General features: G+C 67.0%; 18 protein-coding genes. 16 read left to right on the forward strand and 2 right to left on the reverse strand.

The features are described from left to right. Positions 1-2: 2 nt before the first annotated feature. Both WS91_RS05025 and map read right to left on the reverse strand, forming a co-directional pair. The gene (locus WS91_RS05025) at positions 3-2579 is read right to left on the reverse strand and encodes a [protein-PII] uridylyltransferase (protein ID WP_059669874.1); all 2577 of its coding nucleotides are present in this window, start codon (positions 2577-2579) and stop codon (positions 3-5) included. Between the two features lie 152 nt (positions 2580-2731). Further along, positions 2732-3547 (reverse strand): type I methionyl aminopeptidase, encoded by an 816-nt coding sequence (map, locus tag WS91_RS05030; RefSeq protein WP_038744986.1) that lies wholly within the window; start codon positions 3545-3547, stop codon positions 2732-2734. 456 nt (positions 3548-4003) lie between these two features. Here map and rpsB point away from each other — a divergent pair, with 456 nt between their 5' ends. The 16 genes from rpsB (at position 4004) to WS91_RS05110 (ending at position 19728) form a co-directional block, all read left to right on the forward strand. Continuing rightward, complete coding sequence (gene rpsB / locus WS91_RS05035; protein ID WP_038744989.1) at positions 4004-4747, forward strand: 30S ribosomal protein S2; 744 nt, start codon at positions 4004-4006, stop codon at positions 4745-4747. Between the two features lie 182 nt (positions 4748-4929). Continuing rightward, complete coding sequence (gene tsf, locus WS91_RS05040; protein ID WP_038744992.1) at positions 4930-5811, forward strand: translation elongation factor Ts; 882 nt, start codon at positions 4930-4932, stop codon at positions 5809-5811. Between the two features lie 178 nt (positions 5812-5989). Beyond that, entirely contained in the window at positions 5990-6703 is a 714-nt protein-coding gene (pyrH, locus tag WS91_RS05045; protein ID WP_004193606.1) for a UMP kinase, read from the forward strand. 90 nt (positions 6704-6793) lie between these two features. Beyond that, the gene (frr, locus tag WS91_RS05050; RefSeq protein WP_038744994.1) at positions 6794-7354 is read left to right on the forward strand and encodes a ribosome recycling factor; all 561 of its coding nucleotides are present in this window, start codon (positions 6794-6796) and stop codon (positions 7352-7354) included. A 47-nt stretch (positions 7355-7401) separates the two neighbouring features. Continuing rightward, a complete protein-coding gene (locus WS91_RS05055; RefSeq protein WP_038744996.1) occupies positions 7402-8184 on the forward strand; it encodes an isoprenyl transferase in 783 nt (260 codons plus the stop codon). After that, positions 8178-8999, forward strand: coding sequence for a phosphatidate cytidylyltransferase (locus tag WS91_RS05060; protein ID WP_038744998.1), 822 nt, complete (start codon positions 8178-8180; stop codon positions 8997-8999). The genes WS91_RS05055 and WS91_RS05060 overlap by 7 nt, the downstream gene beginning before the upstream one ends. Before the next feature lie 14 nt (positions 9000-9013). Further along, positions 9014-10210, forward strand: a complete 1197-nt coding sequence (locus WS91_RS05065) for a 1-deoxy-D-xylulose-5-phosphate reductoisomerase (protein ID WP_059669875.1) — start codon at positions 9014-9016, stop codon at positions 10208-10210. Positions 10211-10227: 17 nt separating this feature from the next. Then, positions 10228-11619 (forward strand): RIP metalloprotease RseP, encoded by a 1392-nt coding sequence (gene rseP / locus WS91_RS05070; protein ID WP_038745002.1) that lies wholly within the window; start codon positions 10228-10230, stop codon positions 11617-11619. Between the two features lie 64 nt (positions 11620-11683). Next, the gene (bamA, locus tag WS91_RS05075) at positions 11684-13993 is read left to right on the forward strand and encodes an outer membrane protein assembly factor BamA (RefSeq protein ID WP_059669876.1); all 2310 of its coding nucleotides are present in this window, start codon (positions 11684-11686) and stop codon (positions 13991-13993) included. A 67-nt stretch (positions 13994-14060) separates the two neighbouring features. Further along, positions 14061-14564 carry an OmpH family outer membrane protein gene (locus tag WS91_RS05080; protein WP_038745004.1) on the forward strand — a complete coding sequence of 168 codons (504 nt, stop codon included), beginning with the start codon at positions 14061-14063 and terminating at the stop codon, positions 14562-14564. A 16-nt stretch (positions 14565-14580) separates the two neighbouring features. Next, positions 14581-15666 carry a UDP-3-O-(3-hydroxymyristoyl)glucosamine N-acyltransferase gene (gene lpxD, locus WS91_RS05085; RefSeq protein WP_059669877.1) on the forward strand — a complete coding sequence of 362 codons (1086 nt, stop codon included), beginning with the start codon at positions 14581-14583 and terminating at the stop codon, positions 15664-15666. Positions 15667-15817: 151 nt separating this feature from the next. Further along, positions 15818-16285 carry a 3-hydroxyacyl-ACP dehydratase FabZ gene (gene fabZ / locus WS91_RS05090; protein WP_038745009.1) on the forward strand — a complete coding sequence of 156 codons (468 nt, stop codon included), beginning with the start codon at positions 15818-15820 and terminating at the stop codon, positions 16283-16285. 55 nt (positions 16286-16340) lie between these two features. After that, positions 16341-17129 carry an acyl-ACP--UDP-N-acetylglucosamine O-acyltransferase gene (gene lpxA / locus WS91_RS05095; RefSeq protein ID WP_059669878.1) on the forward strand — a complete coding sequence of 263 codons (789 nt, stop codon included), beginning with the start codon at positions 16341-16343 and terminating at the stop codon, positions 17127-17129. Between the two features lie 3 nt (positions 17130-17132). Further along, the gene (gene lpxB, locus WS91_RS05100) at positions 17133-18299 is read left to right on the forward strand and encodes a lipid-A-disaccharide synthase (RefSeq protein ID WP_038745014.1); all 1167 of its coding nucleotides are present in this window, start codon (positions 17133-17135) and stop codon (positions 18297-18299) included. Continuing rightward, positions 18299-18943: a ribonuclease HII gene (rnhB, locus tag WS91_RS05105; protein WP_059574535.1), complete on the forward strand. Its 645-nt coding sequence runs from the start codon at positions 18299-18301 to the stop codon at positions 18941-18943. The genes lpxB and rnhB overlap by 1 nt, the downstream gene beginning before the upstream one ends. Then, positions 18940-19728 carry a TrmH family RNA methyltransferase gene (locus WS91_RS05110; protein WP_038745019.1) on the forward strand — a complete coding sequence of 263 codons (789 nt, stop codon included), beginning with the start codon at positions 18940-18942 and terminating at the stop codon, positions 19726-19728. The genes rnhB and WS91_RS05110 overlap by 4 nt, the downstream gene beginning before the upstream one ends. Positions 19729-19797: the final 69 nt, after the last annotated feature.

Raw genomic sequence — 19797 nt, forward strand, 5'->3', positions numbered from 1 at the left:
ACTCACACTGCGATCGCGCGCAGCAACTCGGTTTCGACTTGGATCTGCAGACGGCTGTCGGACAAGTCGGTGCCGTCGAGCATGAAGACGTCCTCGACGCGTTCGCCGAGCGTATTGATCCGCGCCGCGTGGACGCCGACCCGGTGCTCGGCCAGCACGCGCGCGATCGAATAAAGAAGGCCCGGCCGGTCGTTGGCCGACACGGACAGAATGTAGTACTGACCGCGCTCGTCGGCCCGCAGGTCGACGCGCGGCGTGATCGGGAACGTGCGCGACAGCCGCGACAGCCGCCCCTTCGACGGCTCGGGCAGCGGCGCGGATTCGGCGAGGCGAGCGGCGAGCTGCTGCTCGACGAGATTCGCGATGTCGCGGTACTGCACGTCGCGCTCGGTTTGCGTGACGATGAAGTTGTCGAGCGCATAGCCGTGGCGCGTCGTGTTCACGCGCGCGTCGAGCACCGACAGCCCGTTGCGGTCGAAGTACGCGCAGATGCCGGCGAACAGGTCCGAGCGGTCCTTCACGTAGACGAGCACCTGCAGCGCGTCGCCGACGGGCGACGGCCGCGCGCGGACGATCGCCGTGTCGGCCTCGACGTGCCGGTACAGCATGCGGGTCTGCCACGCGATGTCGGCCGCGTCGTGGCGCAGGAAGTAACCGACGTCGAGCTGATCCCACAGCGCGCGGTGCGCGTCGGGCGGCACGGTCTCGAGACGCAGCAGCGCGAGCGCCTCTTCCTGCCGCGTCTTCAGCTCCGAATGCGCGTCAGGCTGCGCGCCGCCCAGCACGGCGAGCGCCGCGCGATAGAGATCCTCGAGCAGCTTGCCTTTCCACGTGTTCCACACTTTCGGGCTCGTGCCGCGGATGTCGGCGACGGTGAGCAGGTAGAGCGCCGTGAGCCGCCTCTCGCTGCCGACGAGATCCGCGAAGCGCTTGATCACCTCCGGATCGCTCGTGTCCTGCTTTTGCGCGACCTGGCTCATCGTCAGGTGATGCTGGACGAGCCAGACCACGAGTGCCGCGTCGTCGCCCTCGATGCCGTGCTCGCGGCAGAAGCGCCGCGCGTCGGCCATCCCGAGCGTCGAGTGGTCGCCGCCGCGGCCCTTCGCGATGTCGTGGAAGAGGGCGGCGACGTACAGCACCCACGGCCGCTCGAAGTTGACGATGAGCTGGCTGCAGAACGGGTATTCGTGCGCGTGCTCGGCGACCGCGAAGCGGCGGATGTTGCGCAGCACCATCAGGATGTGCTGGTCGACCGTGTACACGTGGTACAGGTCGTGCTGCATCTGGCCGACGATTCGCCGGAAGTTCAGCAGATAGCGGCCGAGCACGCTCGTCTGGTTCATCAGCCGGAACGCGTGCGTGATGCCCTCCGGCTGTTGCAGGATCTGCATGAACGCGCGCCGGTTGCGCGGATCGCGCCGCCACGCGTTGTTCATCACGTCGCGCGAGTTGTAGAGCGCGCGCAGCGTGCGCGCGGACAGCCCCTTCACGCCGCGCGTCGCCTCGTACAGCAGGAACGCTTCGAGGATCGCGTCCGGGTGGCGCTCGAACACGTCGTCCGCGGCGATCTCGAGCATCCCCTGCTTCTCGACGAAGCGCCCCGGCGACAGCACGCGCGTGACGCCGCTCGTCGCCGGGAAGAGCTGCGCCTCGATGTTCTGGATCAGGATCGTCGCGAGCTGCGTGACCGCCTTCGCGGCCCAGTAGTAGCGCCGCATCAACTGCTCGCTCGCGCGCTTCGCGGGCGTCGGCTCGTAGCCGAAGCTCTCGGCCGCCTGCGTCTGCAGATCGAACACGAGGATGTCCTGCCGCCGCCCGGCGATCACGTGCAGCCGCGCGCGCAGCGTCTTCAGGAAATTTTCGTTGCGGCGCAGCTCGCGCGCCTCGCGATCGGTGATGAGCCCGCGCGTGTCGAGTTCGCGCCAGCTGCTGCCGAAGCCCGCCGCGCGCGCGATCCAGAGAATCGTCTGCAGATCGCGCAGGCCGCCCGGGCTTTCCTTCACGTTCGGCTCGAGGCTGTACGGCGTGTCCTGGAACTTCGCATGGCGCTGGCGCATCTCGAGCACCTTCGCCTGGAAGAACGCGCGCGCGTCGAGCGCCTCGCGGTAGTGCAGCATGAAGCGCTCGAAGAGCGCCGTGCTGCCGACGATGCGGCGGGCCTCGAGCAGCGACGTCTGCACGGTGACGTCCTGCGAGGCCTCCTCGATGCATTGGCCGACCGTGCGCACGCTGCTGCCGATCTCGAGCCCGAGATCCCATGCCATCCCGATGAAGCGCTCGATCCGCTCGTCGAGCTCGCTCGCGTGCGAGTCGGGCAAGAGGACGAGGATGTCGACGTCCGAATGCGGCGACAGCTCGCCGCGCCCGTAGCCGCCGACCGCGACGAGCGCGAGCGTCGCGGGCAGCCCGCATTCGTGCCACAGGCGGCGCAGCGCGTCGTCGGTCGCGCGCGACAGCGCGTGCATCAGCGGCGTGACGTTGGCCGCGGTCTTGAAGCGCGCGAGCAGTTCGGCTTTCGCGGCCTTGAATTCGGCTTTGCGCGACAGCGCGGAGGGCGGCGCGGCGACGGATGCGCTCATGGGCGGCAATCGGATTGGGCGGTTGAACGGCCGCGCGCGACGACGCGAGCGGCTACCTGGCTAAACGGGCAAACAAACGAGCGAAACAAGCGAAACGGGCAAAGCGAACGGCAACGCGAACGGCAACGCGGATGAGGCGCGCGGCAACGCGCTCAGGCCGCCGTCGCCGGCGCGGCGAACGTCGGGCGCGCCGGCGTGCCGGCCGATACCGTGAGCACCTCGTGGCCCGTTTCCGTGACGAGGATCGTGTGCTCCCACTGCGCGGACAGGCTGCGGTCGCGGGTCTTGACGGTCCACTGGTCGGGCATCGTGCGGATGTCGCGCTTGCCGGCGTTGATCATCGGCTCGATCGTGAAGATCATGCCGGGCTTCAGCTCGATGCCGGTGCCGGGCCGCCCGTAGTGGACGACCTGCGGGTCCTCGTGGAACACCGTGCCGATGCCGTGGCCGCAGTATTCGCGCACGACGCTGTAGCCCTGCGCTTCCGCGTGCTTCTGGATCGCGTTGCCGATGTCGCCGAGATGCGCGCCGGGCTTCACCTGGTCGATGCCGAGCCACATGCATTCGTAGGTGGTTTGCACGAGGCGCTTCGCGAGAATCGAGCCTTCGCCGAGGATGAACATCCGGCTCGTGTCGCCGAAATAGCCGTTCTTGATGACGGTGATGTCGATGTTGAGCGCGTCGCCGTTCTTGAGCGTCTTGTCGCCCGGAATGCCGTGGCAGATCACGTCGTTGACCGAGGTGCAGATCGCCTTCGGGAACGGCGGGTAGCCGGGCGGCTGGTAGTTGAGCGGCGCGGGCACGGTGCCCTGCACGTTGACCATGTACTCGTGGCAAAGGCGATCGAGTTCGCCCGTCGTCACGCCCGCGACGACGAACGGCGTGATGTAGTCGAGCACTTCGCTCGCGAGACGGCAGGCGATGCGCATCTGCGCGATGTCGTGTTCGTTTTTGAGCGTAATGGCCATGGGTCGATGCCTGAAATGCGGTGAATTGCGCAATTATCGCACCTTATTCCCGCCGTCGCAGCCTTTCGCGGGCGGCCGCGGCGCGAAACCGGGCGCGTTCGCGAGTCGCGCGCGGGCCGTCCGGCGGAGGCGCTCGCATGAAGCCGGCGCGGCGAAAGCGGAGGGCGACTTGAGAGCCGTCGCGCTCGCGTGCTATACTTATTGGCTAAGTCGATGCTGGAATCGCTATTTTTGCCTTGCTCGGGAACGTTCGAGTTTTCCGTTCGGGCGCGGCGGTGGCGGCGAAGGCTGGGCGCGAAGCTTTCGAACGGTTTTCAAGGTGGGTTTTCGAAGAGCGCGCGCCGAATCGCAAGCCGGCGCACCCAGGGTGTCGCGGCGCGAGGAGCGGAGCAGTGTCCGTCGTCGCGCCATGATACGGCAGCCGGCTTAAGACCCAAACCCTCGTGGAGAATTTACATGGCAGTTACGATGCGCCAAATGCTGGAGGCGGGTGTCCATTTCGGTCACCAAACGCGCTTCTGGAACCCGAAGATGGCTCCCTTCATTTTCGGTCACCGCAACAAGATTCACATCATCAACCTCGAAAAGACGCTGCCGATGTTCTCGGATGCACAGAAGTACGTGCGTCAGCTGGCGGCGAATCGGGGCACGATCCTCTTCGTCGGCACGAAGCGCCAGTCGCGCGACACGATCGCCCAGGAAGCGCAGCGCGCCGGCATGCCGTACGTGAACGCACGCTGGCTCGGCGGCATGATGACCAACTTCAAGACGCTGAAGGTGTCGATCAAGCGCCTGAAGGACATGGAGGCGGCGGTCGAGGCGGGCGAGCTCGAAAAGATGAGCAAGAAGGAAGCGCTGCTGTTCGAACGTGAAATCGCGAAGCTGCAGAAGTCGATCGGCGGCGTGAAGGACATGGGCGGCATTCCGGACGCGATCTTCGTCGTCGACGTCGGCTACCACAAGATCGCCGTCACCGAAGCGAACAAGCTGGGCGTGCCGGTCATCGCCGTGGTCGACACGAACCACTCGCCGGAAGGCGTGGACTACGTGATCCCGGGCAACGACGACTCGAGCAAGGCAGTCGCGCTGTACGCGGAAGGCGTGGCTGACGCGATCCTGGAAGGCCGTGCGAATGCGGTCAACGAAGTGGTCCAGGCGGTGCGCGGCGGCGACGACGAGTACGTCGAGGAAAACGCGTAACCGGCCCCGAGCCGGCGCAAAAAGGGGGCTCTCAACAGGCCCCCTTTTTTTAAGCCGCTTTTTTTCGGGCGGCCGATCCGGGGCGATGCACCGCAAAAAATGCGCGGATGCCCGGAAACGAATGCCTGCCGCTTGCGTCGAAGCGCGGGCGGCGTTGTGAATACAGACTCAAGGAGCGAATGATGGCGGCAATTACCGCAAGCATGGTGGCAGAACTGCGCGCGAAGACCGACGCACCGATGATGGAGTGCAAGAAGGCGCTGACGGAAGCCGACGGCGACATGGCCAAGGCCGAAGAGCTGCTGCGCGTGAAGCTCGGCAACAAGGCGAGCAAGGCGGCGTCGCGCGTGACGGCGGAAGGTGTCGTCGCATCGTTCGTCGGCGGCAACGCGGGCGCGCTCGTCGAGCTGAACTGCGAAACCGACTTCGTCGCGAAGAACGACGACTTCCTCGCGTTCTCGAAGCAGGTCGCGGAACTCGTCGCGACGCAGAACCCGGCCGACGTCGCCGCGCTGTCGGCGCTGGCGCTCGACGGCAAGACGGTCGACGAAGTGCGACTCGCGCTCGTCGGCAAGATCGGCGAGAACATCTCGATCCGCCGTTTCGTCCGTTTCGAGACGTCGAACAAGCTCGCGACGTACCTGCACGGCAGCCGCATCGGCGTGATCGTCGAGTACACGGGCGCCGAAGAGCAGGTCGGCAAGGACGTCGCGATGCACGTCGCGGCGATGAAGCCGGTCTCGCTGTCGGCGGACGAAGTGCCGGCGGACCTGATCGAGAAGGAGCGCCGCGTCGCCGAGCAGAAGGCCGCGGAATCGGGCAAGCCGGCCGAAATCGTCGCGAAGATGGTCGACGGCAGCGTCCAGAAGTTCCTGAAGGAAGTGTCGCTCTTGAACCAGCCGTTCGTGAAGAACGACAAGCAGACGATCGAACAGATGCTCAAGGCCGCGAGCGCGGCGGTGCAGAAGTTCGCCCTGTTCGTCGTCGGCGAAGGCATCGAGAAGCGTCAGGACGACTTCGCGGCGGAAGTGGCCGCGCAGGTCGCCGCCGCGAAGCAGCAGTAACCAGTCGTAAAAGCGGTAACCAGCAGTACGCTTGACCCGCGGCGGACGACCGTTCCGCCGCGGCCGGCAGCGGCGCCGGACGGGGCTTTCAGCCAGCCCGGCCCGGCGGCGCTTGCTCGAATCAGCATTTCGCCCCTACAGTTCGTGCTTGTCATCCTCTCGTCGCTCGGAAGTCCCTATGCCCAATGCCTATAAACGCGTCCTCCTCAAACTTTCCGGCGAAGCTCTGATGGGCGACGATGCCTTCGGCATCAATCGCGCGACGATCGAGCGGATGGTTGCCGACATCGCGGAAGTCGTGCGTCTCGGCACGCAGCTCGCGGTCGTGATCGGCGGCGGCAACATCTTCCGCGGCGTCGCGGGAGGCGCGGCCGGCATGGACCGCGCGACGGCCGACTACATGGGGATGCTCGCGACGATGATGAACGCGCTCGCGTTGCAGGATGCGATGCGCCACGCGGGCATCGAGGCGCGCGTGCAGTCGGCGCTGCGGATGGACCAGGTGGTCGAGCCGTACATCCGCCCGCGCGCGATCCGTCAGCTCGAGGAGGGCAAGGTGGTGATCTTCGCGGCGGGCACGGGCAACCCGTTCTTCACGACGGACACCGCGGCCGCGCTGCGCGGCTCGGAAGTCGGCGCCGAAGTGGTGCTGAAGGCGACGAAGGTCGACGGCGTTTATTCGGCCGATCCGAAGAAGGACCCGTCCGCCACGCGCTACTCGTCGATCAGTTTCGACGAGGCGATCGGCCGCAACCTGCAGGTGATGGACGCGACGGCGTTCGCGCTTTGCCGCGACCAGAAGCTGCCGATCCGCGTGTTTTCGATCAACAAGCCGGGTGCGCTCAAACGTATCGTGCAAGGTGAGGACGAGGGCACGCTCGTCCACGTGTAAACTCTCGCCGATGCGGGAGGCGGCGGCGCCGTGCGCCGCCTATGGCCATTGCCCGCATCGTTTTGAAGTTCGGAAGGTTCGGAGGTTGAAATGAGTGTCGCTGATATCAAGAAGGGCGTCGAGCAGAAGATGCAGCGCTCGATCGAAGCGTTCAAGAACGATCTGGCGAAGATCCGCACGGGCCGTGCGCACACCGGTCTGCTGGATCACGTGCAGGTCGACTACTACGGTTCGATGGTGCCGATCTCGCAGGTCGCGAACCTGACGCTCGTCGACGCGCGCACGATCGGCGTGCAGCCGTGGGAAAAGAACATGGTCGCGAAGGTCGAGAAGGCGATCCGCGAGGCCGATCTGGGCCTGAACCCGGCGACGGCGGGCGACTTGATCCGCGTGCCGATGCCGGCGCTCACCGAAGAGCGCCGCCGCGAACTGACGAAGGTCGTCAAGAGCGAGGGCGAAACGGCGAAGGTGGCCGTGCGCAACCTGCGCCGCGACGCGAACGAGCAGTTGAAGAAACTCGTCAAGGACAAGGAAATCTCCGAGGACGACGAGCGCCGCGCGAGCGACGACGTGCAGAAGCTGACCGACAAGCACGTCGCGGAGATCGACAAGCTCGTCCAAAGCAAGGAAGCGGAGATCATGACGGTCTGACGCCACGTTGCGTCGCACTTTTTCCCGCAGCTACAGTCTCAGCGGCCATGACTTATACCAGCTCTACCGTTCGCGTGCCTGACGTCGCCGCCGTGCCGCGTCACATCGCGATCATCATGGACGGCAACGGCCGGTGGGCGACCGAGCGCCGCCTGCCGCGCGTCGCGGGACACACGCGCGGCGTCGACGCGGTGCGCTCCGTCGTCGAGGGATGCGCGCGCATGGGCGTCGAATACCTGACGCTCTTCGCGTTCAGCTCGGAGAACTGGCGCCGGCCGAACGACGAGGTGTCGTTCCTGATGCGCCTGTTCATCACCGCGCTCGAGCGCGAGGTCGGCAAGCTGCACGCGAACGGCATCCGGCTGCGCGTCGTCGGCGACCTGACGAAGTTCGAGCCGCGCATCCAGGCGCTCATCCGCCGCGCGGAAACGAAAACCGCCCGCAACACGCGCCTCACGCTCACGATCGCCGCGAACTACGGCGGACGTTGGGACATCCTGCAGGCGACGCAGAAGCTCGTCGACGAGGCGGCGCGCGAAGGGCGCGCGGTCGAGATCGACGAGGACGCGTTCGCCCGCCATCTGGCGATGTCCTACGCGCCGGAGCCCGATCTCTTCATCCGCACGGGCGGCGAGCAGCGGATCAGCAATTTCCTGCTCTGGCAGCTCGCGTACACCGAGTTCTACTTCACCGACAAATTCTGGCCGGATTTCGACGCGGACGCGCTTACCGAGGCGCTCGCGTCGTACACGCACCGCGAACGCCGCTTCGGCCGCACGAGCGCGCAGCTCGAACCCCAGGCTCAGGACGCCGACTCCCTTTCATGCTGAAGACCCGTGTCATCACGGCGGTCGTGCTGCTGGCAGTGCTGCTGCCCGTGACGCTGTTCGCGCCGCTTTCCGCGTTCGGCGCGCTGATCGCGCTCGTGCTCGTGTTCGCCGCGTGGGAATGGGGGCGGCTACTGAGGCTGGGCGGCGTCGGTCCCGTTGCCTACGCGGCCGTCGCGGCGCTCGCGCTCGCTGCGAGCACGCGGCTCGGCATCGGCGCGCAGGCCGCGCGGCCGCTCTTCGAGGCGGCGGGCGTGTTCTGGCTGCTGGCCGGCCCGTACGCGCTCTGGCGCAAGCCGGCGCTCGCCGGGCGCGCGTGGAAGCCGTTTCTGCTCGCGGCGGGCCTCGTCGTCTTTGCCGCGTGCTGGCATGCGCTCGTCGCGGCGCGCGCACAAGGCGTACCCTTCGTATTGTCGCTGTTGCTGGTGGTGTGGCTCGCCGATATCGGCGCATACTTTGCCGGCAAGAGATTCGGCAAGCGCAAGCTCGCGCCGTCCGTGAGCCCGGGCAAGACCTGGGAAGGCGCGGCGGGCGGGTGGCTCGCGGTGATGGCGGTCGCCGGTGCGGCCGTCGCGGCGCACGCGTTCGAGCCGACCCTTTATTCGGCGTTCGTCGCGCATTACGGCGCGGCGGGTGGGTTCGCGGCGTTGACGGTTCTCGTCGCGTTCAGCATCGTCGGCGACCTGTTCGAGTCGCTCCTGAAGCGCCAGGCGGGCGTGAAGGATTCAAGCGGGCTGCTGCCGGGCCACGGCGGCGTGCTCGACCGCGTCGACGCGCTGCTGCCCGTGCTGCCGCTCGCCATGCTGCTGCTCGGTTAAAACTAGACTCTACTATGCATAAACGTCTGACATTGCTCGGTTCGACGGGCTCGATCGGAGACAGCACGCTCGACGTCGTCGCGCGTCATCCGGAGCGCTTCGCGGTTCACGCGCTCACTGCCCACCGCAACGGAGACAAGCTCGTCGCCCAGTGCCTGCGCTTTTCGCCCGACGTCGCGGTGGTCGGCGACGCCGAAACCGCCGCGCGGGTCGACGCGCAATTGCGCGCCGCGGGCAGCAAGACTCAGGTCGCGCACGGCCCGCAGGCGCTCGTCGACGTGTCGAAGAGCGACGGCTGCGACACCGTCGTCGCGGCGATCGTCGGCGCGGCGGGGCTCGCGCCGAGCCTCGCCGCCGCGCGCGCGGGCAAGCGCGTGCTGCTCGCGAACAAGGAATCGCTCGTGATGTCGGGCGCGATCTTCATGGACGCGGTGCGCGACCATGGCGCGATCCTCTTGCCCGTCGACAGCGAGCACAACGCGATCTTCCAGTGCATGCCGCGCGACGCGGCCGAGCGCGGCGGGATCGCGAAGATCATCATGACCGCGTCGGGCGGCCCGTTCCGCACGCGCGAGCCCGCGACGCTCGCCGACGTGACGCCCGACGAGGCGTGCAAGCACCCGAACTGGGTGATGGGCCGCAAGATCTCGGTCGACTCGGCGACGATGATGAACAAGGGCCTCGAGGTGATCGAGGCGCATTGGCTGTTCGGCCTGCAGAGCGAGCGGATCGACGTGCTGATCCATCCGCAGAGCGTGATCCATTCGCTCGTGTCGTATCGCGACGGCTCGGTGCTCGCGCAGCTCGGCAATCCCGACATGCGCACGCCGATCGCGCACGCGCTCGCGTTTCCCGAGCGCGTCGACGCGGGCGTCGCGCCGCTCGATCTCGCGCAGATCGCGACGCTCACGTTCGAGAAGCCCGACTACGCGCGCTTCCCGTGCCTCGCGCTGTCGATCCAGGCGCTCGAGGCGGGCGGCATTGCGAGCACGGCGCTCAATGCGGCGAACGAGATCGCGGTCGACGCGTTTTTGTCGCGGCGCATTCGCTTCACCGCGATCGCGCAGACGGTCGAGGCGGTGCTGAACGGGCTTGCCAACCGCACGCCGAGCGGCCTCGACGACGTGATCGGCGCCGACGCCGACGCGCGTCGCGCGGCGGCCGCGTTCATCGACAAACTGCCCGCGCCCGGCGTCGAGCGGGCCGCCTGAATGGAGTCGATACGCTCATGAACGTGCTGGTCGAACTGATCGCGTTTGCGGTGGCGATCGGCGTGCTGGTCGTCGTGCATGAGTACGGGCATTACCGCGTCGCTCGCTGGTGCGGCGTCAAGGTGCTGCGCTTCTCGATCGGCTTCGGCGCGCCGGTCGCGCGCTGGGTCAGCAAGACGACGGGCACCGAATGGACGCTGTCCGCGCTGCCGCTCGGCGGCTACGTGAAGATGCTCGACGAGCGCGATCCGGGCGAAGGCATCCGCGCGGACGAATTGCCGCGCGCGTTCAACCGGCAGCCGGTCGGCAAGCGCATCGCGATCGTCGCGGCCGGCCCGATCGCGAATTTCCTGCTTGCGATTGCGCTCTTTTCGTTCGTGTTCGCGACGGGCGTGACCGAGCCCGCGGCGATCGTCGCACCGCCCGCGGCCGGCACGCCCGCCGCGGTTGCAGGCTTCGACGGCGGCGAGACGATCGTGTCGATTCGCGACGCGCGCGCGGGCGACGCGCGGGGCGGCGAGGCCGAGCCGGTGCGCTCGTGGTCCGACCTGCGCTGGAAGCTGCTTGGCGCGGCGTTCGACCGCAAGGACGTCGTGCTCGGCGCGCGCAATCGCGCCGACGGCACGACGTACGATTTCCGAGTCGATCTGCACGGCGTCACCGAGCGCGACGTCGACGACGAATTCATGACGCGTCTCGGCTTCGAGCCGGGCGGCGGGTCGCTGACGGTGACGTCGGTGCTGCCGGGCGGCGCGGCGCAGCAGGCGGGGCTCGGGCCGGGCGACAAGCTCGTCGCGCTCGACGGCGCGCGCATCGGCGGCTCGACGCGTTTCATCGACGACGTGAAGGCGCACGCGGGCCGTAAGCTCTCGTTGAGAATCGAGCGCGCGGGCGTCGAGCGCACGGTGTCGATCGTGCCGCAGGCGCAGCGCGACGACGAGACGGGCAAGGAAGTGGGCCGCATCGGCGCCGCGCTCGCGCTGCAGACGCCGTCCGTCGACGTGCGCTACGGCGCGCTCGAGAGCATCGAGCTCGGCGTGCGGCGCACGTGGGACATCTCGGTTTATTCGCTGAAGATGTTCGGCAGGATGCTGACGGGCGAGGCGTCGCTGAAGAATCTGTCCGGGCCCGTGACGATCGCGGACTATGCGGGCAAGAGCGCGCGGCTCGGATGGTCGGCGTTCCTATCGTTCCTCGCCCTTGTCAGCATTAGCCTCGGCGTGCTGAACTTGCTGCCGATTCCCGTTTTGGACGGGGGGCATCTGTTATATTATCTGGTTGAAGCCGCGACCGGCAAGGCTGTATCGGAGCGCTGGCAACTGATTCTGCAAAGAGCGGGATTGATCTGCATCGTCGCGCTGTCGGCGATCGCGCTGTTCAACGATCTGGCTCGGTTGATCCATTTTTGACGCGTCGGGCGGTAGCCGCAAGGGCGGCCGCCTGATCTGATGCAAGCTTAAACACTGGGGATGCATGTTGTTCAAACCTCATCGCTTCGTACCTAAGACGGTTGCTGCCGCGGCGCTCGCCGCGCATGGTCTCGCGGCGCACGCAACGGCGCCCTTCGTGGTGCAGGACATCAAGATCGAAGGCTTGCAGCGCGTCGAGGCGGGTTCCGTGTTCGCGTACCTGCCGATCAAGCAGGGCGACACGTTCACCGACGACAAGGCATCCGAAGCGATTCGCGCGCTGTACGCGACGGGTTTCTTCAACGACGTGCGGATCGCGACGCAGGGCAACGTCGTGATCGTCCAGGTGCAGGAGCGTCCGGCGATCGCATCGATCGATTTCACCGGCATCAAGGAATTCGACAAGGACAACCTGAACAAGGCGCTGAAGGCGGTTGGCCTGTCGCAGGGCCGCTATTACGACAAGTCGCTCGTCGACAAGGCCGAGCAGGAGCTCAAGCGCCAGTACCTGACGCGCGGCTTCTACGCGGCGGAAGTGTCGACGACGGTCACGCCCGTCGACGCGAACCGCGTGTCGATCCTGTTCTCGGTCGCCGAGGGCCCGAGCGCGAAGATCCGCCAGATCAATTTCATCGGCAACAAGACGTTCAGCACGGGCACGCTGCGCGACGAGATGCAGCTGTCGACCCCGAACTGGTTCTCGTGGTACACGAAGAACGACCTGTACTCGAAGGAAAAGCTGACGGGCGACCTCGAGAACGTGCGCTCGTACTACCTGAACCGCGGGTATCTCGAGTTCAACATCGAGTCGACCCAGGTGTCGATCTCGCCCGACAAGAAGGACATGTACCTGACGGTGACGCTGCACGAAGGCGAGCCGTACACGGTATCGAGCGTGAAGCTCGCGGGCAATCTGCTGGATCGCCAGGCGGAGCTCGAGAAGCTGGTCAAGATCAAGCCGGGCGACCGCTTCTCGGCCGAGAAGCTGCAGCAGACGACGAAGGCGATCGTCGACAAGCTCGGCCAGTACGGCTATGCGTTCGCGACGGTGAACGCGCAGCCCGAGATCGACCAGGCGTCGCACAAGGTCGGCCTCACGCTCGTCGTCGATCCGAGCCGCCGCGTGTACGTGCGGCGGATCAACATCGTCGGCAACACGCGCACGCGCGACGAAGTGGTGCGCCGCGAAATGCGCCAGCTCGAGAGCTCGTGGTTCGATTCGAGCCGCCTCGCGTTGTCGAAGGACCGGGTCAACCGTCTCGGCTACTTCACCGACGTCGACGTGACGACGGTTCCCGTCGAGGGCACGAACGACCAGGTCGACGTGAACGTGAAGGTCGCCGAAAAGCCGACGGGCGCGATCACGCTGGGCGCGGGCTTCTCGTCGACGGACAAGGTCGTGCTGTCGGCGGGCATCTCGCAGGACAACGTGTTCGGCTCGGGCACGAGCCTTGCGGTGAACGTGAACACCGCGAAGAGCTACCGTACGCTGACCGTCACGCAGGTCGATCCGTACTTCACCGTCGACGGCATCAAGCGGATCACCGACGTGTTCTACCGCACGTACCAGCCGCTCTATTACTCGACGAACTCGAGCTTCCGGATCATCACGGCGGGCGGCAACCTGAAGTTCGGCATCCCGTTCTCGGAAACCGATACGGTTTATTTCGGCGCGGGCTTCGAGCAGAACCGCCTCGATGTCGATACGAATACGCCGCAGTCGTATCAGGACTACGTGCAGCAATTCGGTCGCGTGTCGAACACGGTGCCGCTGACGGTCGCTTGGTCGCGCGACGCGCGCGACAGCGCGTTGATCCCGAGCCGCGGCTACTTCACGCAGGCGAACATCGAATACGGCGTGCCGGTCGGCAAGATCCAGTACTACAAGGCGGACGTGCAGGCGCAGTACTACTACTCGTTCGCGCGCGGCTTCATCCTGGGCCTGAACCTGCAAGGCGGCTACGGCAACGGCATCGGCAACCCGTATCCGATCTTCAAGAACTACTACGCGGGCGGTATCGGCTCCGTGCGCGGCTACGAGCCGAGTTCGCTCGGCCCGCGGGACACGAAGACGAACGATCCGATCGGCGGCTCGAAGATGATCGTCGGCAACATCGAGCTGACGTTCCCGCTGCCGGGCACGGGCTACGACCGCACGCTGCGCGTGTTCACGTTCCTCGACGGCGGCAACGTGTGGGGCAACGCGCCGGGCGGCACGAGCACGGGCGCGAACGGCCTGCGCTACGGCTACGGTATCGGTCTTGCGTGGATCTCGCCGATCGGGCCGCTCAAGCTGAGCTTGGGCTTCCCGCTGCAGAAGCACGAAGGCGATCAGTATCAGAAATTCCAGTTCCAGATCGGAACGGCGTTCTGATCGATCAGGCACTGACTACAGCATCGAGAGGGTAATCTTGCTAACCGGTAAGTTTTCGAAACGAGTGATGTGCGCGCTGGCGCTTGCCGCCGCGCTCGGCGCGACGCTCGCGCACGCGCAGGACGTCGCGCGGATCGCGGCCGTCAATTCGGATCGGATCCTGCGCGAGTCGGCGCCCGCCAAGGCCGCGCAAACGAAACTCGAAGCCGAGTTCGCGAAGCGCGACAAGGATCTGCAGGACATGGCCGCGCGCCTGAAGTCGATGTCCGACGCGCTCGACAAGAACGGTCCGACGTTGTCGGCCAACGAGCGTGCGCAGAAGCAGCGCGACCTCGCGCAGCTCGACACCGATTTCCAGCGCAAGCAGCGCGAGTTTCGCGAGGATCTGAACCAGCGTCGCAACGAAGAGCTCGCGGCGGTGCTCGACAAGGCGAACAAGGTGATCAAGCAGATCGCCGAGCAGCAGAACTACGATCTGATCGTGCAGGAAGCGGTGTACGTGAGTCCGCGCATCGACATCACCGACAAGGTGCTGAAGGCGCTCTCGTCGCCTTCGAGCCTGTCGAACTGAACGGAGCGAACGTCGAATGGCATTGACGCTTGAGGCGCTCGTCGCGCGATTCGGCGGCGAGATCGTCGGCGACGGCGGGCGCGAGGTCGGCGGTCTCGCGCCGCTCGATCAGGCGGGCCCGCAGCAGCTCGCGTTCCTCGCGAATCCGAAATATCTCGCGCAAGTCGAGACGACGGGCGCCGCCGCGGTGCTGATCGCGCCGAGCGATCTCGAGAAGCTCGGCGCGGCCGCGAACGGCCGCAACTTCATCGTCACGCCGAATCCGTACGCGTACTTCGCGCGCGTCGCGCAGATGTTCATCGATCTCGCTGCACCGCAGCGCGCCGCGGGCGTGCATCCGAGCGCGACGATCGATCCCGCCGCGCAGGTCGCCGCGAGCGCCGTGATCGGCCCGCACGTGACGGTCGAGGCGGGCGCCGTGATCGGCGAGCGCGTGCAGCTCGATGCGAGCGTGTTCGTCGGCCGCGGCACGCGGATCGGCGACGACTCGCACCTGTATCCGAACGTCGCGATTTATCACGGCTGCACGCTCGGGCCGCGCGCGATCGTCCATTCGGGCGCCGTGATTGGCTCCGACGGATTCGGCTTCGCGCCGGATTTCGTCGGCGAAGGCGATGCGCGCACGGGCGCCTGGGTCAAGATTCCGCAGGTCGGCGGCGTGAAGGTCGGCCCCGACGTCGAGATCGGCGCGAACACGACGATCGACCGCGGCGCGATGGCGGACACCGTCATCGAAGAATGCGTGAAGATCGACAACCTCGTGCAGATCGGCCACAACTGCCGGATCGGCGCGTACACGGTGATCGCCGGCTGCGCGGGCATCGCGGGCAGCACGACGATCGGCAGGCATTGCATGATCGGCGGCGCGGTGGGCATCGCGGGCCACGTGACGCTCGGCGATGGCGTGATCGTTACCGCGAAGTCCGGCGTATCGAAGTCGCTGCCGAAGGCGGGCATCTATACGAGCGCGTTTCCGGCCGTCGAGCACGGCGACTGGAACAAGAGCGCGGCGCTCGTGCGCAACCTGGACAAATTGCGCGACCGGATCAAGGCGCTCGAGACCGCGCTGGCCGCGCGGGAAGGCGACGCCGGCGGCGCATGAACCCACGCGTCGGCCGGGGATTGCACGGGGCAGCTTGCAGGTTGCCCGGCGCGCCGGCCGACCGAACCGAGCGCCGTTTTCCCCGACGCGGCCCGCATCAGCATTTGCAGTCATCACCGCGCAACCCAACCATTGCGTGAGACGAACCACCATGAGCTCTGAAAAAATCAACTTCGACATCCATAAGATCCTCACGCTGCTGCCGCACCGCTATCCGATTCTGCTCGTCGATCGCGTGCTCGAACTCGAGCCGCACAAGTCCATCAAAGCGTTGAAGAACGTGACGGTCAACGAGCCGTTCTTCACAGGCCATTTCCCGAAGCGGCCGGTGATGCCGGGCGTGCTGATCATCGAGGCGCTCGCGCAGGCGGCCGCGCTCCTCACGTTTGCCGAGGCGCAGCCGAAGGACCCGGAGAATACGCTGTACTACTTCGTCGGCATCGATAATGCGCGCTTCAAGCGCGTCGTCGAGCCGGGCGACCAGTTGATCCTGAACGTGACGTTCGAGCGCTACATTCGCGGCATCTGGAAGTTCAAGGCCGTCGCGGAAGTGGACGGCAAGGTCGCGGCGGAAGCCGAGCTGATGTGCACGGTCAAGACGGCCGACGCGGCGCCCTGAGCGCGCGGCGCGCAAGGCTACGCAACGCGACATAGACATTGAGAGGCAACGGCGCATGAGCAGGATTCACCCCACGGCGATCATCGAGCCGGGCGCGCAGGTCCACGAGACGGCCGAGATCGGCCCGTATGCGATCGTCGGTCCGAACGTGACGATCGGCGCGCGGACCACGATCGGTTCGCACAGCGTGATCGAAGGCCATACGACGATCGGCGAAGACAATCGCATCGGCCATTACGCGTCGGTGGGCGGCCGTCCGCAGGACATGAAGTACAAAGACGAGCCGACGAAGCTCGTGATCGGCGATCGCAACACGATCCGCGAATTCACGACGATTCACACGGGCACCGTGCAGGACACGGGCGTCACGACGCTCGGCGACGACAACTGGATCATGGCGTACGTGCATATCGGCCACGACTGCCGCGTCGGCAGCCACGTGATCCTGTCGAGCAACGCGCAGATGGCGGGGCACGTCGAGATCGGCGACTGGGCGATCGTCGGCGGGATGTCGGGCGTCCACCAGTTCGTGCGGATCGGCGCGCATTCGATGCTGGGCGGCGCGTCGGCGCTCGTGCAGGACATTCCGCCTTTTGTCATCGCCGCGGGCAACAAGGCCGAGCCGCACGGAATCAACGTCGAGGGGCTGCGCCGCCGCGGTTTCTCGCCCGATGCGATCTCCGCGCTGCGCAGCGCTTACCGGATACTGTACAAGAACGGCCTGTCGCTCGAAGAGGCGAAGGTCCAGCTGCGCGAGCTCGCGCAGGCGGGCGGCGACGGCGACGCGGCCGTCAAGGCGCTAGCCGACTTCGTCGAGACGTCGCAGCGCGGCATCATTCGCTGAACGATGGCGTTCCAACTCACACCGCTGCGCGTCGCGCTCGTCGCGGGCGAGCCGTCGGGCGATCTGCTCGGTGCGTCGCTCCTCGGCGGGCTGCATGCGCGGCTGCCCGCATCGTCCCGCTACTACGGGATCGGCGGGCCGCGCATGACCGCCGTGGATTTCGACGCGCACTGGCCGATGGAAAAGCTCGCGGTGCGCGGCTACGTCGAGGCGCTCAAGCACATTCCCGAAATCCTGCGCATTCGCGGCGAGCTGAAGCGTCAACTGCTCGCCGAGCCGCCCGACGCGTTCATCGGCATCGATGCGCCCGACTTCAACTTCGGCCTCGAGCAGGCGCTGCGCGGCGCGGGCATCCCGACGATCCACTTCGTCTGCCCGTCGATCTGGGCGTGGCGCGGGGGGCGGATCAAGAAGATCGTCAAGGCCGTCGACCACATGCTGTGCCTGTTCCCGTTCGAGCCCGAACTGCTCGAGAAGGCGGGCGTCGCGGCGACGTTCGTCGGCCATCCGCTTGCCGACGAAATTCCGCTCGAGCCCGACATGCACGGCGCGCGGATCGCGCTCGGCCTGCCGGAGAGCGGCCCCGTGATCGCGGTGCTGCCGGGCAGCCGCCGCTCCGAGATCGAGCTGATCGGCCCGACGTTCTTCGACGCGATGGAGCTGATGCAGCAGCGCGAGCCCGGCGTGCGTTTCATCGTGCCGGCCGCGACGCCCGCGCTGCGCGAGCTGCTGCAGCCGCTCGTCGACGCGCATCCGTTGCTGTCGGTCACGTTGACCGAGGGGCGCGCGCAAGTCGCGATGACGGCGGCCGACGCGATCCTCGTGAAGAGCGGCACCGTGACGCTCGAGGCGGCGCTCCTCAAGAAGCCGATGGTGATCTCGTACAAGGTGCCCTGGCTCACCGGGCAGATCATGCGCCGGCAGGGCTACCTGCCGTACGTCGGGCTGCCGAACATTCTCGCGGGCCGCTTCGTCGTGCCCGAGCTGCTGCAACACTTCGCGACGCCCGACGCGCTTGCCGACGCGACGCTCACGCAGTTGCGCGACGACGCGAACCGCCGCGCGCTCACCGAAATCTTCACCGACATGCATCTCGCGCTGCGCCAGAACACCGCGCAGCGCGCGGCGGAGGCCGTCGCGCGCGTGATCGACGACAGGAAGCCGCGCTGATGGCCGCGACTCGCAAACCCCGTGGGGCCGCGGCTGGCGCGGCCCAGCCGGCGCTCGAGTTCGATGCGCCGGGCGAGATCGTCTGCGGCGTCGACGAAGCAGGGCGCGGCCCGCTCGCCGGGCCCGTCGTCGCGGCCGCCGTCGTGCTCGACCCGGCGCGGCCGATCGTGGGGCTCGACGATTCGAAGGCGCTGTCCGCGAAGAAGCGCGAGCGGCTCTTCGACGAAATCGTTGCGCATTCGCTCGCGTACTGCGTTGCGTCGGCGAGCGTCGAGGAAATCGATACGCTCAACATCCTGCACGCGACGATGCTTGCGATGAAGCGCGCCGTCGAAGGGCTCGCGGTGCGGCCGACGCTCGCGAAGATCGACGGCAACCGCTGTCCGACGCTTGCGATCCGCAGCGAGGCGATTGTCGGCGGCGACGCGCTCGTGGCGAGCATCTCGGCCGCGTCGATTCTCGCGAAGGTCACGCGCGACCGGATGCTCGTCGAGCTGCACGCGCAGTTCCCGATGTACGGATTCGACGTTCATGCGGGCTACGGCACGCCGAAACACCTCGCGGCGCTGCGCGAGCACGGCCCGTGCGAGCATCACCGCCGTTCGTTCGCGCCCGTGCGCGCGGCGTTCGATCTGATTCGATGAAAGCAATCACTTCCCGCGACAATCCGCTGTACAAGCGCCTGAAGGCGCTCGCGGGCTCGACGCATCAGCAGCGCCGCGGCGGCCAGGCGCTGCTCGAGGGGCTCCATCTCGCGAGCGCCTATCTCGATGCGGCCGGGCAGCCGGAGCTGTGCGTCGTCACCGACGGCGCGTTCGCGCACGCGGAGGCGCGCGAGATCGTCGCGCGCGTCGAGCCGGCGCGGCTCGTCACGCTGCCCGATGCGCTCTTCGGTCAACTGTCGAACGTCGTCCACGGCGTCGGTCTGCTGCTGCTCGTCGCCCGGCCGGCGCCCGCGCTGCCGGAGCGCGTCGCGCACACGGCGGTCGTGCTCGACGGCGTGCAGGACGCGGGCAACGTCGGTTCGATCCTGCGCAGCGCGGCCGCGGCGGGCGTGAAGCAGGCGTTCTGCACACCGGGCACCGCATATGCGTGGTCGTCGAAGGTGCTGCGCTCGGCGATGGGCGCGCACTTTCTGCTCGACATCCACGAGGACGTCGCCGCCGACACGCTGATCGAGCGGCTCGCGGCCCCGGTCGCGCTGACCGATTCGCACGGCGCGCGCGCGATCTACGACTGCGATTTGTCCGGGCCGGTCGTGTGGGTGTTCGGCAACGAGGGGGCGGGCGTATCCGCACGCTGGCGCGACGCGGCGACGCATCGCGTGACGATTCCGCAGCCGGGCGGGATGGAATCGTTGAACGTGGCTGCTGCGGCGGCGATTTGTCTTTTCGAGCAGTGCCGGCAGCAACGCGCGCGCGGCGTGTGACGCACGCGCGTTTCCTTCTCTCTTCTGTTACGCGATTGGCGCGCTAGGCGCGGTGAGTGCGCTTGCGCG

The organism is Burkholderia sp. MSMB1498 (assembly GCF_001526245.1).
GTDB classification, from domain to species: Bacteria; Pseudomonadota; Gammaproteobacteria; order Burkholderiales; family Burkholderiaceae; genus Burkholderia; species Burkholderia savannae.